Annotated in this window: 18 protein-coding genes and 4 pseudogenes; 13 read left to right on the top strand and 9 right to left on the bottom strand. The window is 23.6% G+C overall.

Annotated elements, in window-relative coordinates:
* Nucleotides 1-70 precede the first annotated feature (70 nt).
* Nucleotides 71-820 carry an IS3 family transposase gene (locus ACOBWH_RS06740; RefSeq protein WP_424527439.1) on the bottom strand — a complete coding sequence of 250 codons (750 nt, stop codon included), beginning with the start codon at nucleotides 818-820 and terminating at the stop codon, nucleotides 71-73.
* Complete coding sequence (locus ACOBWH_RS06745) at nucleotides 801-1091, bottom strand: transposase (RefSeq protein ID WP_424526239.1); 291 nt, start codon at nucleotides 1089-1091, stop codon at nucleotides 801-803. The genes ACOBWH_RS06740 and ACOBWH_RS06745 overlap by 20 nt, the downstream gene beginning before the upstream one ends.
* Nucleotides 1092-1225: 134 nt before the next feature.
* Here ACOBWH_RS06745 and ACOBWH_RS06750 point away from each other — a divergent pair.
* Both ACOBWH_RS06750 and ACOBWH_RS06755 read left to right on the top strand, forming a co-directional pair.
* Nucleotides 1226-2209, top strand: a pseudogene (locus tag ACOBWH_RS06750) (IS30 family transposase).
* Nucleotides 2210-2381: 172 nt separating this feature from the next.
* Nucleotides 2382-3053: pseudogene (locus ACOBWH_RS06755) on the top strand (IS30 family transposase); the annotation flags it as partial.
* A 260-nt stretch (nucleotides 3054-3313) separates the two neighbouring features.
* Here the strand turns inward: ACOBWH_RS06755 and ACOBWH_RS06760 are convergent.
* Nucleotides 3314-3550, bottom strand: a pseudogene (locus tag ACOBWH_RS06760) (IS30 family transposase); the annotation flags it as partial.
* Nucleotides 3551-3774: 224 nt separating this feature from the next.
* Here ACOBWH_RS06760 and ACOBWH_RS06765 point away from each other — a divergent pair.
* The 8 genes from ACOBWH_RS06765 (at nucleotide 3775) to ACOBWH_RS06800 (ending at nucleotide 9031) form a co-directional block, all read left to right on the top strand.
* Complete coding sequence (locus tag ACOBWH_RS06765; protein ID WP_424526240.1) at nucleotides 3775-4134, top strand: hypothetical protein; 360 nt, start codon at nucleotides 3775-3777, stop codon at nucleotides 4132-4134.
* The gene (locus ACOBWH_RS06770; RefSeq protein ID WP_424526241.1) at nucleotides 4134-5480 is read left to right on the top strand and encodes a phage terminase large subunit; all 1347 of its coding nucleotides are present in this window, start codon (nucleotides 4134-4136) and stop codon (nucleotides 5478-5480) included. Before ACOBWH_RS06765 ends, ACOBWH_RS06770 begins: the two co-directional genes overlap by 1 nt.
* Before the next feature lie 2 nt (nucleotides 5481-5482).
* On the top strand, nucleotides 5483-5656 hold the full coding sequence (locus tag ACOBWH_RS06775; RefSeq protein ID WP_252156700.1) for a hypothetical protein: 174 nt from the start codon (nucleotides 5483-5485) through the stop codon (nucleotides 5654-5656).
* 5 nt (nucleotides 5657-5661) lie between these two features.
* A complete protein-coding gene (locus ACOBWH_RS06780) occupies nucleotides 5662-5946 on the top strand; it encodes a hypothetical protein (RefSeq protein ID WP_424526242.1) in 285 nt (94 codons plus the stop codon).
* A gap of 27 nt (nucleotides 5947-5973) precedes the next feature.
* Complete coding sequence (locus ACOBWH_RS06785) at nucleotides 5974-6288, top strand: hypothetical protein (protein ID WP_424526243.1); 315 nt, start codon at nucleotides 5974-5976, stop codon at nucleotides 6286-6288.
* The gene (locus ACOBWH_RS06790; protein ID WP_424526244.1) at nucleotides 6269-6568 is read left to right on the top strand and encodes a hypothetical protein; all 300 of its coding nucleotides are present in this window, start codon (nucleotides 6269-6271) and stop codon (nucleotides 6566-6568) included. The genes ACOBWH_RS06785 and ACOBWH_RS06790 overlap by 20 nt, the downstream gene beginning before the upstream one ends.
* 66 nt (nucleotides 6569-6634) lie before the next feature.
* On the top strand, nucleotides 6635-7105 hold the full coding sequence (locus tag ACOBWH_RS06795; protein ID WP_424526131.1) for a hypothetical protein: 471 nt from the start codon (nucleotides 6635-6637) through the stop codon (nucleotides 7103-7105).
* A 3-nt stretch (nucleotides 7106-7108) separates the two neighbouring features.
* Nucleotides 7109-9031 carry a hypothetical protein gene (locus ACOBWH_RS06800; protein ID WP_424526245.1) on the top strand — a complete coding sequence of 641 codons (1923 nt, stop codon included), beginning with the start codon at nucleotides 7109-7111 and terminating at the stop codon, nucleotides 9029-9031.
* A gap of 22 nt (nucleotides 9032-9053) precedes the next feature.
* Here the strand turns inward: ACOBWH_RS06800 and ACOBWH_RS06805 are convergent, their stop codons facing one another.
* The gene (locus tag ACOBWH_RS06805; protein ID WP_424526246.1) at nucleotides 9054-9959 is read right to left on the bottom strand and encodes a hypothetical protein; all 906 of its coding nucleotides are present in this window, start codon (nucleotides 9957-9959) and stop codon (nucleotides 9054-9056) included.
* A gap of 59 nt (nucleotides 9960-10018) precedes the next feature.
* On the opposite strand from ACOBWH_RS06805, the gene ACOBWH_RS06810 reads away from it, so the two are divergent.
* Genes ACOBWH_RS06810 through ACOBWH_RS06820 form a run of 3 tightly spaced genes read left to right on the top strand, consistent with a single transcriptional unit; the run spans nucleotide 10019 to nucleotide 14353 of the window.
* The gene (locus ACOBWH_RS06810; protein ID WP_424526247.1) at nucleotides 10019-11068 is read left to right on the top strand and encodes a hypothetical protein; all 1050 of its coding nucleotides are present in this window, start codon (nucleotides 10019-10021) and stop codon (nucleotides 11066-11068) included.
* Nucleotides 11043-11435 carry a hypothetical protein gene (locus ACOBWH_RS06815; RefSeq protein WP_424526248.1) on the top strand — a complete coding sequence of 131 codons (393 nt, stop codon included), beginning with the start codon at nucleotides 11043-11045 and terminating at the stop codon, nucleotides 11433-11435. Before ACOBWH_RS06810 ends, ACOBWH_RS06815 begins: the two co-directional genes overlap by 26 nt.
* A complete protein-coding gene (locus ACOBWH_RS06820; RefSeq protein WP_424526249.1) occupies nucleotides 11435-14353 on the top strand; it encodes a hypothetical protein in 2919 nt (972 codons plus the stop codon). Before ACOBWH_RS06815 ends, ACOBWH_RS06820 begins: the two co-directional genes overlap by 1 nt.
* Before the next feature lie 17 nt (nucleotides 14354-14370).
* Here ACOBWH_RS06820 and ACOBWH_RS06825 read toward each other — a convergent pair whose 3' ends face one another.
* From ACOBWH_RS06825 to ACOBWH_RS06845, 5 genes and pseudogenes are all read right to left on the bottom strand, one after another.
* The gene (locus ACOBWH_RS06825; protein ID WP_424526250.1) at nucleotides 14371-14871 is read right to left on the bottom strand and encodes a lipoprotein; all 501 of its coding nucleotides are present in this window, start codon (nucleotides 14869-14871) and stop codon (nucleotides 14371-14373) included.
* A gap of 68 nt (nucleotides 14872-14939) precedes the next feature.
* Nucleotides 14940-15335, bottom strand: coding sequence for a hypothetical protein (locus tag ACOBWH_RS06830; protein ID WP_424526251.1), 396 nt, complete (start codon nucleotides 15333-15335; stop codon nucleotides 14940-14942).
* A 19-nt stretch (nucleotides 15336-15354) separates the two neighbouring features.
* Nucleotides 15355-15756, bottom strand: a complete 402-nt coding sequence (locus tag ACOBWH_RS06835) for a Panacea domain-containing protein (protein WP_424526252.1) — start codon at nucleotides 15754-15756, stop codon at nucleotides 15355-15357.
* A 402-nt stretch (nucleotides 15757-16158) separates the two neighbouring features.
* Nucleotides 16159-16515, bottom strand: a pseudogene (locus tag ACOBWH_RS06840) (hypothetical protein); the annotation flags it as partial.
* Nucleotides 16515-16718, bottom strand: a complete 204-nt coding sequence (locus ACOBWH_RS06845) for a DUF2649 family protein (protein ID WP_424526253.1) — start codon at nucleotides 16716-16718, stop codon at nucleotides 16515-16517. The gene ACOBWH_RS06845 and the pseudogene ACOBWH_RS06840, both read right to left, overlap by 1 nt.
* Nucleotides 16719-16741: the final 23 nt, after the last annotated feature.

The following is a 16741-nucleotide window of genomic DNA, read 5'->3' on the forward strand; positions in this document are numbered from 1 at the left end:
ATTCCTGCTTTCCTAATAATTTTAGCTTATTTTTTACAGTCTACATAAATATGGTCCAAGTTATTGTAACCTATCCAAATTCTAATTTAAATTCTTCAATACTTTTAAATTTTTTATTTTTGACTAATTCAGTTTTTAAAATTTTATAAGTAGATTCAGCTACTGCATTGTCATAAGGATATCCAGGTTTACTATAAGATTTTTGTACATTGTTCTTAGTCAAAAGTTTATAAATAGTACTATTGTTAAATTCACTTCCTTGGTCAGTATGAAATATTTTAATATTTTTTAAAGAAAAATTAAGTTTGTTAAAAGTACTTTCAACTAATTTTGCATCTTTATGAGAACTAACATCATAGCTAATAATTTCACGATTAAACAAATCAATCAATAAACATACATAATATCATTGATTATTAATTCAAACATAAGTTAAATCACTGACAACAACTTCATGTAATTTATAATTATCAAAATCTTGATTTAACAAATTATTATATTTGTAAGTGATATCTTTGTTATTATGATGTTTATATTTAATTTTTGTATAATTTGAAATTAAATTATATTTTTGCATTATTTGACTAATTTTTATTCGTGACAATATAATATTTTGTTGTGCTAACATAACTTTAATTTTTCTTGTACCATAATTTTTTCTACTTTTTAAGAAAATACTGATAATAGTATTATCAATATGTTGGGCTTGACTAAGTTTATTTGATTTTAATTGATAATAAAATATTGATCTAGCAACTTTTAGTGTTTTACATAAATTAGTAATTTTATACTTTTCTTTGTTATTTTTTATAATTACTATTTTTGCCGATTATCAGTGCTGCTTGCTTTAAAATATCATTTTCCATTCGTAATTGTTTGTTTTCTTTTCGCAACTGAATAAGTTCATTTTCTTCAACAGAGCGATTGTCTTTAGCTTTAAATGATCCTGAATTGTTAAATTCATGCACTCATTTTCAAACAATGGATTTACCAATTTGATAGTCATTAGATAATTGACCAGATGTTTTGCCTGATTTATAAAGACCAACAATTTGTTGTTTAAATTCATCGGTATAATGATTCTTTGCCATATAATTACACCTCCATTGTAACTTAATTATAATCTTTTACTCTACATTATTGTTGTCCAATTTATCTTAACCCATCCAACAAAATTTTAATTTTTAGTGTATAAATATTTTAATAGAAAGGGCTAAGTTGTCTTATGAAAAAAGAAATGAAAAAATTTAAACATTTTAAGTTAGTAGAAAGAAATGATTTAAAAGAATATTTAACATACGAAAAATTTAAAAAGAAAGATGGTACACCTAATTATTCTAAAATAGGAAAAGTAATGAATAAAAGTCGTAATACAATTAGATTAGAGGTTAACAGACTTAAAGAAGAATACAATCCTAAAAAAGCGAATGATGATTATAAAAATAAAAGAAAAAAATCAATAAAATATACAACAATTTCAAAAAAAGTTGTAAATCATATAAGAAAAATTTTAAGTGAAAAAATCTATTCACCAATGTTAATTATCTTTGATTATGAAAAAAAATATAATGAAAAGTATCCATTTTCACATGTGACACTTTATAAATATATTGATCATGGTGTTTTTGATGAAGAAAATAATGAAATTAAGAAAAAACTACCATTTAAAGGAAAAAAGTTTAAAACAAAAAAGAGAAAAGATGACCGTGGTCAATTGACTAATATTAGATTTATCGAAGAAGCAGAACATGAAAAAGGTACTTTTGGTTGATTTCAAATGGACTGTATAATAGGTAAAGACCATCAATCTGCTTGCTTAACTTTTACAGAAGAAAAAAGTCTATATACGATTTGTTTTAAATTAGACCACCATAATTCAGAAGAGGTTAATAAAGCCATTAAAAGTATTTTTAGAAATAAACTTTATAAACAAAACATAAAAGGAATAATAACTGATCAAGGTAAAGAATTAAGTAAATGAAAAGAAATTGAAAAGATTACTAATGCAAATGTATATTTTTGTGATGCTGGAACTCCAACACAAAAACCCAAAGTTGAAAAAATGAATAGAGATATTAGAGAATAAGGGAACAGATTTTAATCAAATTAGTCAAAAAAAAAAAAAAAAGTTATGAAAATTATTAATGAGAAACCACGACCGAGTTTAGGTTGATTATCCTCCAAAGAGGTATTTTTACAAAATATTTAATAGTTTAATTATTAATTTTAGATTTTTAACAAAAATTATTTTTCGTGGTGCTGAAATAACTACATAATTTAAAAAAATATTTTTTTTGAAAAAATAGTTGCAATTTTTAATAAAAGATATACTATTGGATTAATAAGGGCGAATTGTCCTATTTGCATCTTTACTTTACAATATGAAAAAAAAATATAATGAAAAAAATCCATTTTCACATGTGACACTTTACAAATATATTGATCATGGTGTTTTTGATGATGAAAATACTGAAATTAAGAAAAAATTACCATTTAAAGGTAAAAAATTTAAAACAAAAAAGAGAAAAGATGATCGTGGTCAATTAACTAATATTAGATTTATTGAAGAAGCAGAACATAAAAAAGGTACTTTTGGTTGATTTCAAATGGATTGTATTGTTGGAAAAGAACATCAATCTGCTTGTTTAACTTTTACCGAAGAAAAGAGTTTATATACTATTTGTTTTAAATTAGATCATCATAATTCAGAAGAAGTTAATAAAGCCATTAAAAGTATTTTTAAAAATAAACTTTATAAAGAAAACATAAAAGGAATTATAACTGATCAAGGTAAAGAATTTAGTAAATGAAAAGAAATTGAAAAAATTACTAGATCTAATGTTTATTTTTGTGATGCTGGAACTCCGACACAAAAACCCAAAGTTGAAAGAATGAATAGAGATATTAGAGAATATTTACCTAAGGGAACTGATTTTAATAATATTACTCAAAAAGAAATTAATAAAGTTATGAAAATTATTAATGAAAAGCCACGACCCAGTTTAAGTTGATTATCTTCCAAAGATGTATTTTTACAAAATATTAATATTTAATTTTTTTAAATATGAATTATATATTTGTAGCAAAGTTTCCTTTTTTGCGTGCTGAAATATTAACTTATATTTAAAAAAAATTATTTTTTTCAAAAAAAGTATTGCATTTTTTAATAAAAGATATATTATCAAATTAATAAGGGTTAAATGTCCTATTTGCATCTTTACTTTACATATTCATGAATAATTAACATTGGTGAATAGATTTTTTTACTTAAAATTTTTATTACATGATTTACAACTTTTTTTGTAATTGTTGTATATTTTATTGATTTTTTTCTTTTATTTTTATAATCATCATTTGCTTTTTTAAGATTGTATTCTTCTTTAAGTCTGTTAACCTCTAATCTAATTGTATTACGACTTTTATTCATTGCTTTTCCTATTTTAGAATAATTAGGCATACCATTTTTCTTTTTAAATTTTTCACATTCTAAATATTCTTTTAAGTCATTTCTATCTGCTAATTTAAAATGCTTATATTTTTTCTTTTCCATTTATCTAACCCTTTCTTAAAATTATTTATACACTAAAATTAAAATTTTGTTGACATTTTATAAAAAGATGTTAGGATGGTGATGTAATTTAATACAAGTAGGATTTTCTAGCCCTTAATCACTTGTTTAAAAATTACTAAAAATAGAGACTTGAAAAAGTCTTTTTTTATTTTACTTTTTTATATTTTTTTGTAGAATGGTGATGACAAAAAGAGGTAAAAAAGATGGCAAAAGTAGATAAAAAGTGATGAATAATGGCAAATTTAACAAAAATAAAGCAAAAATTAACAAAATTTGACGAATATTGTAAAGAAAATAAGATAAAACTTGCCACAAAAGAAACATTATTAATCTTTTGTAATTTAGAAGAAGATGAATATAATGCCTTAAAAGACGCTAATTTATTAGCATTTAATGAACTTAAAATGAAAATAAGAATACTAGAAAATAATATAAAATTACATCTCTTAAACGAAACTAAGGGGGGTGTATCCGTGTATGCTCAGTATTATGGCCGTGAAAATGAAACTGAAATAAATTATACTCCCCCAGTAATTAACATAACAGATAGGAGAAAGATATAATGGCAATGTTGTATGAATATAGTTATCTTAATGAAATAGTAGTTAGTTTATTAAATAATAAAGAATATATAGCAGATGAGATTAATTTAGCAGGTAGTCGTAAAGCTGGTAAAACATATTCTATTGATGAATTAATAGCATTATTAAGTTGTGTTGTATTAGCAAATAAAGATAAAAAAATAGCTATATATGGTTTTAGATTAAATAGTGCTGATACTGCTGAAATGCAACAAGATATTCAAGATGCATTAGATAAAGTTGGTTTAATCCTTAACCCTACTAAAAAATGAAAAGGTGGTCATTATCAATATAATGCTCGTTTTAATAAACCTACTTGAACATTTCCTAATGGTAGTTTTATTAAATTACAAGGAGCAAGAAAAAGTAATTCATCGCAAGTATTAGGTAAAGGAACAGCTAGAGCAAATGGTGCTGATTTATGTATTATTTGACTTGAAGAAGCTAATGAATTTAGTAAATCAGAAAAAGAAGCAATTATGCAAGCAGTTCGTGATTATAAAAAATTAATATTAATTACAAGTACTAACCCTGATAGTATTTATCAAGATCATATCGATTATTTAAATAAATTAATGCCTTTTAATCGTAAAGAATTAGAAAGTAAAGGTGAACAAATATCTAAATTAGTAATTCCAGTATTAGACCCTAAAACAGGTCAAAAAGCATATGATAAAAAAGTAATTAATCATTATACTAATTATTTAATTAATAAAGATAATTTAAATTATGATGAATTAATGAAATTATATGAATTAAAAGCAGAATGACCTAAAAAATATGAGGTTTGAGGTATAGGAATGCCTGGTGCATTAGATGGTAGTATTTTTGCTAATTATTTATTTAGTAAATTATATGATTTTGAACCAGTTAATTTTAAAGCAGGTTTAGATTTAGGTTATGCAGATAGTCCATTAGGACATGCAACTCATGCTATTTTAATGGGACTAGATAGAGATTATAAAAAAATGACACCATTAATGGAATATAAACATAGTAATGCTGAAATGATACATAAAGATACAACTAAGATTTTATTTGAAATAGTACACTTTTATATAACTGCTTCCATACAGTGAGAGTATTTACAAGATGGTTTAGATGTAAATGTTAACTATGGAAATGGTGGTTTAGTTTCTATTGATACATTAAATAATATTAGGCGACAATATTTTCCTGAGGCTAATTGATTAAGATTTAAACCAGTAGTAAAAGATGTTTGATATCGAACTGATAGAATTGATGCTATAATCATCCTGCTAAATAAGAATTATTTACAAATTAGTCAACGATTAACACCAGAGCAGAGTTATTTAAGGATATGTTAAAAATGGAATGAAGAAAACCACCAGCAAATAAATCTACTTATAAATTAGAAGATAATAAATTATTTGATGATGGTTTTGATGCTATGACTTATGCTGTTATGGATATAATGGAATATTTTATAAAAACATTAGATAATCCATTTTTAATAAGTAAACAATTTGGAAAGCGAGGTTAATAAATATGAATAATGAAAATACTTTATTATCTAAACCTGAATGAAAATGATACTATTCTTTATTATTTTTTACAAGAGGTGCAAAAGATTATAAAAAAGATCGTGAAAGATATGATAAGCAATTTTTAAGTGAAAGTGGAATTATAGCTTATGATACTGATAAAGGAATTACTGGAACAAGTGCAGTTTTATTAAGTATAATTGTTGCTTTGTGATCTATTTTACCGCAAGTAATAGAATTACCTAATTATTTACAATTTTTAAAATGTGGTTTAGAAAATGTTGATTAAAAAAATAATTATGGAAATGCATTATTAATGTTAATTATTCCGTCTAGTGCTAGTTTTATTTATCAAAAAGCACCTAAAATTATTCCAAATGCAAAGATAAGATTATTAACTAATATTGCAACTAAAATTATTCCAGTTATTATTCTTACTATTTTTATTTGATTTATTTTAAAAATGAAAGCATATTTTAAAGCAAGAGAAAATGAAAAATCAATTAATATTGCTAAACATGCTGAAAATAAAAAATTAAAAATAGAAAAACAAAAAGAATTAATAGTTCAAAAACAAGCTTTAAAAATATTACGAGAGGAAAATAAAAAATATGGCAAAAAAACAAATTAAAAGAAATATTGAAAAAATGCGAATGAATAAAAATATTTGTTGGATGATAATTGATGGTAAAGAGTGTTTTAAAAAAGTAAGTAAAAATTGAAATGGTATTGGTGTTCCTGCTTGTGAAGAACATACTAAAATATTTCAAGAATTAATGAAAGAAACTTATGATTATGGTGTAAATAATAAAAAAGAATATTTAGATCAATATGAAAAAGGTTTTAAAGAAGGAATTGAAGAAGCTAGAACTGAAATTAAGAAAAAATACCCACAAGTTTACAAAAATTAAAATGATGGTAAGATGGTGACGATAGTTTTTGAAATTTTCTATAAAAAATAATGGAGGGATTAAAGTATGACAAACTTTAAATATGATTATAAAGAAAATATGACACAAGATGAAATTAATGCTTTATTAGAACAAAAAGAAAAGCAAGTATTATCTAGTGTTTTACCAAATGCAGAAACTCGTATTAAAACTGAAACAGAAAAACAATATGAAGAAAAAATTAATAGTTATCAGTCAAAAATAAGAGAATATGAGTTATCACAAGTACCACAAGAAAATCGTAAAATAGTTGAAGAATTATTAAATAGTGGTAAAGATATGGAATATATTAAAACTAATTTTAAAGATTTAGTTGAGAAAAAACCAATATTAGATATGAAAAATCTAATGAATGGTGGAATTCAAATTAAAGATGAAAATATGTTTATTGAAGAATTAACACAAAAAATTAAAACTAGTTTAGATGAAAATAAAGATATTCCTGTTAAAGAAAGAATTAAAAATTTAGTTCAAAAAGAATATCAGAAAGGAAAATAAAATATGGCATCAATTATAGGATTACATGAAGGATTTGTTATTGGTAATGGTGTAGCAAATCTAACAACAGAAGGACATTTATTATTATCAGCACAAGAAATGAGAGTTAAAGATATTTTATCAAACCCTGATTATTATACATTTCATCGTTTAACAGCAACAGCACAATCAAGTCCTAATATGGAAAGTGCTGATTATGCAGTAGCAATTTATACAATTCCAGAACGATTATTTTATGGAGATAGTGAATGAAATCACGAAAAAGGAAACCCAAAACAAAATCAAAATGCTAAGCGTGGTCGTTTAGTAATTGATCATACTATTGGTTTAAAAACACAATGAAGACGATTTGATTTATCTCGTTTAAAAAATACTGATCCATCATTACGAGGTGAATTAGTAGCAAAATGAACAGGTTCAATTACAGAAAATATGATGTTTAATTTAGAATTATACTTTTTAAAAGGTGTAATTGATAATTATATTGCTCGTAGTAAATTTAATAAAGATTATGCTTTTGTTTATGATACAACTAAAATTAAAACTCAACAAGATGCCTTAGATTTAATGTATAAATTAGGGCATCGTATGACAGATGAAACAAGAAAAATTAATGCATCTCAAATTGGGACAAATACTAGTGATTGAGAAATGATTTGAGAACCACATTCATATTTAGATTTAACACGAGCATATACTCAATTAATTGGTGAAAATATTTCAGCAAATACAATGGTAACTGGTACTTTATTCCAAGATAAAGTTTTAGGTTATATGGTTTCTAAATCATTATGGCTTGGTCAAAATATTAAACCTTTACATGGTAAAACATCAAATGGACAATTAGAAATTAATTTACAAGGAATGAATAGAACTCGTGGCTTTGATTTATCTATTAATAATAAAATAGAAGCATTAGTTATTCATAGAGATAATGTCGCAATGATTACTATTTTTACTGAAAATATTAGTTATGTTGATAATGATACACAAGAACCTGCATTTACTAGTCGTGTATTATTTTCATTACTTGCTTTAACAAGACCTGAATTAGGTTTCTTAATTGTTAAAGAAATGTTTACAGAACAAGAACAAATGGATACTATTGCTCGTATGTGAGATAATACAGATCCAACTGGTGATTCATGACAAAAATATAATGAATTTACTGGTGAATGAGAAAATGAATTAACTTATCAATTATTAGATTATGATCCAAATTATAAAGATTTTTATAATCCTACATTTAAAACTGCAATTCAAAATACTATTACTAATATTAATAATTTAGATGTAGATCAAACAGCATTAAATATGGATGTATCTAAAAAATATAATGAGTTTTTTGGAATTACTCCAACAACTCCTGACACAGCAGAAATTAAAAAATTATTTGATAAAATTTTAGATAATAATTTAACTACACCACAGAAAAAACGAGTTTTAGCATTTATGCGTTCTATTATGATATTAAGTGATGGCAAAAATGATTATCCAATTCAAACAAATTCAGCAGGTATTTATTTACCAGTTAATGAAATTGTAAGTGGTAATATTTATTTACATATTAATGCAGGTATTATTGATAATCAAAATATTAATGATAAAAAAATATTAATTAAAGGTAATTCTAAAATAAATATTAGTGGAATTAATAAATTAGATAAACCTACTATTCATATTGCAGTCCCAACAAAAGCAACAGCTGAACAGTTAAAACCACAATTTAAAGATGTTGTTTTAAAAGCAGTAAAAGCAGTAAATAGTTCTTTAATTGAAAGTGATTTTGATTACTTTATTGAAAGTAAAGGTGAAGACTGACCAATTAATATTACAAATGATAAAACAGTTGCAGTTCAAATTGAAGGTAAAAACAACGCTACTGGTCAAACAAATCCGATTGATGTAGTAATTAAAAATTCATAGTATATAAAAAATAGGAATTAACCTATTTTTTATTTTTTATATTATTTACTGGATGTTTAATTATATTAATTCCTTTTTTAAGTTCTTTATAAAGATTAATTGTTTTTGGTTTTGATATTATTTTAGTATGTAAATTTTTATATCCTGTTTTTAAATTAGTAGCATATTCTCTTTGTTGATTTAATCAATTTTTATTATCGATATATTGTTTATTTTTATTTAATTTACTATCTTTTAAATTATAAAAATTAGTACTATATTTATTAATTTCTTTATTTAATTCTAATAGGTTTTTATTAATACGACTAGCTCTTAATTTAACATCACCGCCACCTTTATTTTCTTTTGTATATATTTGTCAATTAACATATTCTCTTAATTCACTGCGTAATCATACATGTAATCACATATTTCATAATACTGATCCTGCCCCAGTTCCATTTTTACCAGTTGCTGATTTCATTGCTTGTCATACTTGGATATGTACTTTTGGGTAAGTATATGGTCCATATCATCTTTTTTGTTTATCATTATCTGATTGAATTAAAATAGTTAAATTACCTATTAATTTTTGTTTATTAGTTATTTGAAAAAATCCTTTTTTACATCAACTACTAGATAAGATAGTTCAATTACTTTCTGTTGGAGTTAATGATTTTACAATTTCTTTATATTTATTTTTATCTAAAAAACTAATATCTTTAAATAATTGTATTTCTAAACTACGAGGTATTTTTTTTAAAAGATCATTTAAAACATTTGGATTTAAATAATATTGAATTTGTGCTAATTGATGTTCAATATCTTGAATACTTTGTAAAATTGCTTTTATTTTAGAATTACCATATTTTTCTAATAATTTTATAATTCTTAATGCTATTTTGGGGTTTTCTAAAATACTAGTAATTAATGTTAATAATTTTCACATTTTTTGACACTCTCCTTATGGTGATTATATAATGGGTGATGACAAAAAGAGGTGTAAAAATGCAAGATAAACAAGAAATAAATTTTAATGAATTAATTAATAAGCCTGAATATTTAAGTTATTTAGAAACAGGAAAATATAAAATATTGCAAGAACAAAAATATTATATTGATATTCCTTGAATTATTGCTAATAGAAAAGCGGCACCGTTAACTATTGGACAAGGCTTAATGTTTAATTGTGATAATGATGATACGCAAGATTGAATAGAAGAATGATATGAGAAAAACTATGTTTATTCAAAATTATATCAAAATGAATTAGCAAATAGTTTATACGGGCGTAGTGTAATGTATTTATTAAAAACAGAAACTGATGATTTAACGATTGATGTTGCCCCGATTGGTTCAAATGTTCGTATTGCTAAATATTCCGAAATAGAACAATATGCGGAAATGTGAATATTACCTGCACAATCTGATTATATGTGATATCAAAGAGTACAATTTTATCCTAGAAAAGCAAAAATAACTTACTATACAGCAAAAGATTTAGAAATTGGGGTATGACAAACTTATGGTGAATTAGAAAGTAAATTAAAACCAGTTTCTACAATGGAATACGACACTGGTATTGATATTTTACCTATTGTTGAATTTATTAATTTGCCTAAATTAGTGCATGGTACTAAAACTACTGTTGATTGTGTTCCTGATTGCTTACCAGTATTTAATTTAATTAAAGATGTTCAAGATAATATTTATTATAAAAGAATTGAAAGAATTATTAACCGTACTCATTTTATAGGACAAAAAGATACTACTCATTCACTTGTTGATAACGGTAAAGGTTCAGAAGAATTAGTAAGTGCTGATGCTATTATTACTAGTACAGTACAAAGTTATGCTAATTTAACTGGTAATAGTGGAATGGGTTTAATTCATGCTCAACAAAATTATACTGAAATAACTATTGATAGTGATTATTCTATGAAAATGATATTTAATGGTGCAGGATATGATTATGATAATTTTACTGGTGAAACTTATACTAATAAAACTCAATCTTTAATGAATGGTAAAAATGATATTCAAACTACAAAAAAATAAAAGAACATTAAGATTACCAAAATTATATCGATTATTTGATTATATATTTAGAGATTATAAAAAATGAGATAACTTAAATGATGATAATCCAAATAATGATAATGTTAGACCTTATACAATAGAATTTATAGATATTGATATTGTTGATGATATTACACAAGCTGATGTTATTGATAAACGATTAAATAATGGAACTATTACTCATATTGAGGCAATTCATAAGCAAGATAAGGTGACAACTAAAAAAGCAAGAATGATGTATGAAGAAATTAAAACAGAGCAAAAAGAACAATTAGAGCAAGAAATGAGTTATATTGATGATGATAATCAAACAAGAGAAGAAGATATTAAAGGAGATATACAATAATGCAAGTACCTAATATTAATAGTATTTTTAAAAACTTAAATGAAAGAATAATTGATAATAGTGTTCGATCTGATTTAACTAAATTAGATATTGATATTAAAAGTAATTATTTCTTTTTCCCATTTATTATTAAAACTGGTTTAGTAAATATTACTGATAAAGGTTTTCAACCTAATAATGGAGTACCACAAAACTTTACACAAATGTCGCAAATATTTACTGGTAAAGAAGGAATAATAGCACAATGAAAAAATGCAATTAAAATTAAATCTAGACATATCCCTGATATTTGAAATTATGATTTTTTACAAAAAGAAAAATATTGATTTACTTATTCTATTGATGATTTTAAAAAAAGTTTAACAGATAAAATAAGTTATTTTAATAATGGTGAATTAAATTATTTATGAAATGAAAAAGATCAAATATTTACTAATTCAGAAATTAATCAATCTTTTAGTGTTAATGATGTTTGAAATTGAATTAATTCAGATGAATATTTAAATTATAATGTTTATGTTATAAATTTACAAAAAATTAATAAAGCATTAGATAATTTTGCTATTAAAAGAAAATTTAAAGGTGATGCTTATAAATGTCATATTGTTAATATTAATGATACTGTTGAGTTTTCTAAATTAGGTGGTGAAGAATATTTTGGCGAATATAATGCTTGATATCTTGATCGTACAATTACGGTTGAAACTACTTATAATTTTCAAAGAGAAGATTTTTTAAGATTTTATTTAGTTCCTTTACAATCTGATAAAGAAGATGTTGATGATAATTTATTAATGTTTATATCAAATGCTCAACCAAAATATAATGACCTAAATGAATTAGTATATTGAAATATTACTTTTAGTTATGTTAAAGATTATATTAATACTACTGGGCAAACTATTCAGCAATTCGTACAATTTTCAGCACCAGGTGAAGGCTATGTAATTCCTAAAATAATATGAGATGATTTAGGTATTCCAAAAGATTATGAAATTAATGAAAAATTTGTTGGGGATAATGGCATTAAAAGTATTCAATTAACTTTATTAGGTAATAATGGTTTTACTGCTCCTGTTATTTTTGGTCGCCCTATTGAAAATTTAGGGAAATGAAATGAAAAAGTATATCCACAACGAAGATTATTTATTGACGATTTAAAAATGCCAGTTGCTGATTCATTAACTAAATCATCTAAACCATTAACTACTTATTTATTAACAAATGGTATTCCTGCTATTAATGGTCAATATGATAATTGATTAAAAAGAAAACAAGGTCAATCTAACCAAGAAATTAAAAAGAATTATGAGGGTTATTTGAATACAGATAGAAAATTAACCCAAGCAACTAATCCTAATAATTTAACTGTTAAGGATGTTGCTTTAAATTATAAAGGTAATGGTATTATTAATCGTGATTATGATGTTAGAGCAAATGGTTATTTTAAATATAATGAAGCAATAGGACATAATACTATTAATCCAAGTAAAAATCGTGGACAATTAAAAGATATGCTTAATTTATTTAGTATTATGGTTAATCATATTATTAGTTTACCAATAGATATTACAGAAAGTATTGCATGAACTCAGCGTAATATCCCTATTGTTGGTAAATTTTTAAATGCAATAAGTTTAGGTATTCCGATTTATTGAAAAACTATTGATAATAATACTAATAATTTATATCCAAATATTAATAATGGTATTCCTTTATTTATTGGTAAAGCAAATTATACATTTTATGATGAAAGTTATTGACATATTGTTGAAGATAGTACGCGTCCACAAGCAAAAAATCAAGGTAATATCCCCTTAGATGCTTTTAGATATAATACACAAGATGAAGTAAATGATATTATTGGTGCTAGTGCAAGTAATACAAGTTGAGCATTTACTTTAACTGATAAAATAACAGCCTCAAGTTGATCTAAAAAAACTAAAACAGAATATGGCAAAAATTATAGAATTAGTAGTGTTATGATACCACAAGCATTTAATAGTGAAGATAGTATTTATTTAATTAATGAAAAAAGTGTATCATTACCAACAATGGAAAGTGAAAATTTATTAACTGATATTGTTGGTAGTGGTAAATATATAATTGATGCAGTTGGTTTTTATAATTTAGGTAAAACTGCATGTCGTATTTATATGTTTTCAGATGATATTGATTTATTTGATCCATATTCAATTATGAGTTATTTTGTTAGTTTACAAACTACAAGTTTATATAATAATTCAGTTCGTGATTGATTAACTCTTTATTCACTTAGTTATTTAGACCAATACATAGATGATGATATTGTACACGATTGACCTGTTAAATTACCAGACCCACCACCAAGTATTAATTTTTATCCAGTACAAATTAATTTAAGTAAAGCAAATACTGAATTTAATATGAAAAGTCAAGCAACATGAACTGGAGAACTAATTCCTGAATATAAAACATATTCACAAAATATTTTATTATTTGATTTTTCACAATTTGGTGCAACCGAATGAAAACAAGTACAAGATAATTATGATAGTTTTACAATTAGCACAAAATCTGGAAAAGTAAGAATATGAGGAGATACAAGTCAAAGTAGTGGACAAGATAAAGATTATATTAATACAGTGTTGGGAGTAAATCGTGAAATGAAAATTAAAGATATTGATAATTCTGGATTTAATGTTTTTAATTATTTAGAAGAAAAAGATTACCCTTGAATTGAAAGGTTTTCAGGTTATCATTTTAAAACTCAAATTATATTTTATAATGAGGGTGTTAAATTAAAAATGCGAGTTTTTTATGAACTATTTTTAAGATGTGGTAATAGAGCTAGACCTCCCTCTTATTTTGAAGATATGGTTGGATATTTTAAAATTGAAATTAATCCACTAGCATATATTAAATTAAAAGAAAAATAGGAGTAAAATCCTATTTTTTATTCACCTTTAACTTTTACATTACCGTTTTTCTCAATAATTAAATCAGGTTCATTTGTATCTAAATTTCAACGATAAACTGATTTAAAATAAGTTCCATCATCTTTATTTCAATCATAACTTACAAATCCATTTTTATAAATAAATAAATCACCGCCAAAATGAGATGTTTTAAGTTCATATTCATCATATTTATCTAAAAATTTTTCTTTTTGTTCAAAATGTTTAAATTTAATAATTCTTCAATCACTATTTTTATCACCACGTCATACAACATAATATCATTTATTATCAACTGTATTAAATGGTTTTTCTTGTGGTGCTATTCATTCTAAATTATCTTTAATAGTTTGGTCTTTTGTATTTATTTTGTTTTCTTTTTTTAAATGTTCTAATTCTTCCTTTGTATATTCTTGTTGTGTTTTATTACAAGCAACTAAACTTGTAGAGCTTGTTGCTATTAATCCGATTGCTCCTAAAATGCTTAATAATTTTTTCATATGTATTCTCCCTCTTTTATCTATTTTATTCACATCTTTTTTCGTTGCATATTAAACAAATATCGTATTTATTGTCATAAGTTTTTATTTTTACTCTTATAAATAGCATGATTTAGATCTAAAAATAAGGGAGTAATAATAAAAATACCTAAATTGTTATCGTTAATTGTACTAAAAAATAATCTAGGTTTATTCCCAGATAAACCACATTGAAATATATTTGCGCTAATTATATTTTGAGATATTCATTCATCATTATAATTAAATTCTTTAAAAATATAACTTAAATTTTCTTTTTGTAAGTCAGATACAAAATGATTATGATTTCCCTTAGAAAGTTCACTATGAAAACGATTGTTTTTAGAAATTGTTATAAAGTTATCAAAATATGTTTTAATAATTTTTTTAATTAAATTTTTATCTGTTTTGTATGTATATCTAATACCATATTTTTTAAAATCCATACAACCATAAATAAAATTGTTATAGTTTATTAAATTTTTCACTTTTTACAAATTTTTTTATTAACTCAAATGAAATAACTTTATCAGATGGCTCATCATATTCTAATTCTCCACGGGTTTCTTTTCACGGTAATGTATTATGACTTTTTTCTACTAACTCTATTGGTGATAATGATAAATATTTTTTAATATCTTCATCAATAAAATTTTTAATATCTTCATCATCCAATTCTTTTATTTCAGTTAATTCATATTTATCATATTCTTCAATTAGTGAAAAAATGCAACCGTTATTTTTCATATGGTTAAAAATTTTTCTTATAACTGGCCCATAAACTCATGCTTCAAATTCATCTTCAAATAATTTTTTACCATATTGTTTTAAATAATCTAAATATAAAAAATATAAAATCTTTTGCAACTTAGTTGATTGTTTAATATCGTATTTTTCAACTAAATATTTTGATATAGAAAAAATAATTTCATTATTTATTTTTTTTATTTAAACTTTTCATATTTTCCGTTCCCTCTTTTATTTCTTTACTAAATTATATAATAAAAAATAAAAAAGAGATAATTAAATCTCTTTTTTGTCGGGCAGCTTGCCTGCTCTCTAAGAACACACCAGCAACTTTGTTTCTAGAAGTATTTACCGACTAGACTCTGGCCGACAATTTGACAAGTCTATATTTAACTCTTTAAATGATATAAAAAGAACAGAAATGTTATTAATTTTTGACTTATCTGTAATTAAATTATATATAAATATAAATATTTGTAAATACCTTTATTAATTGTTTTAAGGACTAAATTAGCAATAAAATATATTAAGTTTAGTATCTTCTAACGGATAATTACTATAAATTTTATCTGTTAATAATTTCATAGTTTGTGATAAATAAGTTAAAAGTAAAGTTTTTCCGGTTCCTAATTTACCAATAATAACTGATAACGGATTATCTCAAACAAAACTTACTAACCGAAAAGCATTTAACTGATAAAATATGTTTTTTCAAACTCATCATACAAAATAAACACATTGCAAAGCAAACAATAATCAGAATACTAAACCAGTATAATTTAATGAAATTATTCAAAATAACAAATCAATTAAACTAAACAAAATCATTGAACCATTAATATAACAATAATTTTTTAAGAAAAATACAAACTTTTTCATTATTTAAAATACCCAACTATTTTAAAAATCATTCATAACAAAAACCAAGTTAAAAATAAAATAACAATTCAAACACCAACCATCAAAGTTAAATATTCATTCTGTGTCAAAGTCCAAGTTGTAATAGTTTCAACATTTATTTTATCTATAAACAAAAATATATGAATAAAAAACTCTTTTAGTTTTTCTCAATCATTTTGCATATTTAAAAACTCCACATTTTTTG

The organism is Spiroplasma endosymbiont of Glossina fuscipes fuscipes (genome assembly GCF_049669535.1).
In the GTDB taxonomy this organism is placed as follows: Bacteria; Bacillota_I; Bacilli_A; order Mycoplasmatales; family Mycoplasmataceae; genus Spiroplasma.